Raw genomic sequence first — 1,463 nt, 5'->3', positions numbered from 1 at the left:
GATAGAAAGGGATCAGGAGCAGTCAGTTTCCAACTAACAAACCGGTTCAAGCGGTCCCGCTCCGCGGGTCCATTTCAGCTTCATGATGAGCCATGGGAGACCGCATCGATGCTTCCGTCAGGTGCGGCGTCGGCGCTCTGCCGAAGAAAAGCTAGTACTGATCGAAGAAGAGTTTGAGGGGGCAAGACGGTCTCGGTGGATGCTAGAACGGCACCCGCGCCGATCGCGCCGGCGAGACGGTGGACGCGATCGAGAAGGAAGTCCGCCGCATGGCCGAGGAAGGCCCGACCCAGAAGGAGCTCGACGAGGCCAAGTCGTATTTGAAGGGTTCGCAGATGCTGGCGCTCGATACCTCCTCGAAGCTCGCGCAGGCGATGCTGCAGTATCAGACCGACAAATTGCCGATCGACTACATCGAGAAGCGCAACGCCATCGTCGACGCGGTGACGCTGGACGACGCCCGCAAGGTATCGCAGCGGCTCTGGGGCCAGGGCCTGCTCACGGTCGTCGTCGGCCGCACCCCGCAGGCCGCGGCCCAGCCGGCCAGTGCCCCATCCGCCGCAACGCCGCCGCCCGCCGTCAGCCCACCGGCCGCCGCGCCATCAGCCGCAACGCCGGCAACACCTAACTAACTTTCTGTTCGTGAGGTGATATGCGATCTGAACTTCGTTGGGGTGCCGCAACAGCTGCGCTCGTTGCAAGCGGTGCCGTCAATTCGGCCGATCTTAAGCCGGCAGCAAAGGTCCCACCGGCACTGTGGAGCCGGACCGGAGGATATATCGGCGGGCACGTGGGAGGCGGCTACGGCCGGTCATCGTTTCGTGATCCAATATGGTCGGTCGATTTACGGTGACCTCGTCGATAGCCCTGTGTTCCTGGCCGGAGGTCAGATCGGCTACAATTGGTAGAAGGAGCCTGGGCTCTTGGCCTCGAATTGGATGCCGGCGGCGCTGTCTCGGACGGCCAAACACCTGACCAGCATCTCTGCCAGATCGTCAAAAAAGTTTCACCAACGAACCGCTTTTGGCGGACTCGTTTCTTCGTCCAGGCGAAGGGCTGTGCTTTTTCATTGTAGGCGCGGATGAAGGCATCGATGTGCTCCTGTAGCTGCGTGATGGCGGTGAATGATGCACCGTTCAACGACTGGCCTTGCAGGATGGAGAACCAGGTCTCGACCTGATTGAGCCAAGATGCCCCGTCGGCGTAAAATGAAACTGCACCAAGGGGTGCTTTTTGAGCCAGCGCTCATTCTTCTTGTGCGTGTTGAGGTTGTCCAGGATGACGTGAAGTTCGCGGTCCGGAAAGCTGGCAACCAGCCGGTTCATGAAGCCGAGGAACTCCATGCGGCGGCGGCGCTTTGAATGCTCCGCGATGACCGTTCCGGTGGGAGGGTGTCAGTAACTCAGTGTAAGATGGTTTCTGTGAGTTTACCTTTGACAGGAGACTCACATGGCTACGGATTT

General features: G+C 60.1%; 2 pseudogenes. One reads left to right on the top strand and one right to left on the bottom strand.

Annotated features, from left to right (window positions below):
- Positions 1–209: 209 nt before the first annotated feature.
- A pseudogene (locus tag AAFX91_RS41580) lies at positions 210–632 on the top strand (M16 family metallopeptidase); the annotation flags it as partial.
- A 361-nt stretch (positions 633–993) separates the two neighbouring features.
- On the opposite strand, the pseudogene AAFX91_RS41575 reads toward AAFX91_RS41580, so the two are convergent.
- A pseudogene (locus AAFX91_RS41575) lies at positions 994–1,385 on the bottom strand (transposase); the annotation flags it as partial.
- Positions 1,386–1,463 lie beyond the last annotated feature (78 nt).

It is taken from the genome of Bradyrhizobium sp. 31Argb, from assembly GCF_043638955.1.
Classification (GTDB): Bacteria; Pseudomonadota; Alphaproteobacteria; order Rhizobiales; family Xanthobacteraceae; genus Bradyrhizobium.
The sequence above is the reverse complement of the archived record's forward strand: the minus strand, read 5'-3'. Positions and strand labels throughout refer to the sequence as shown.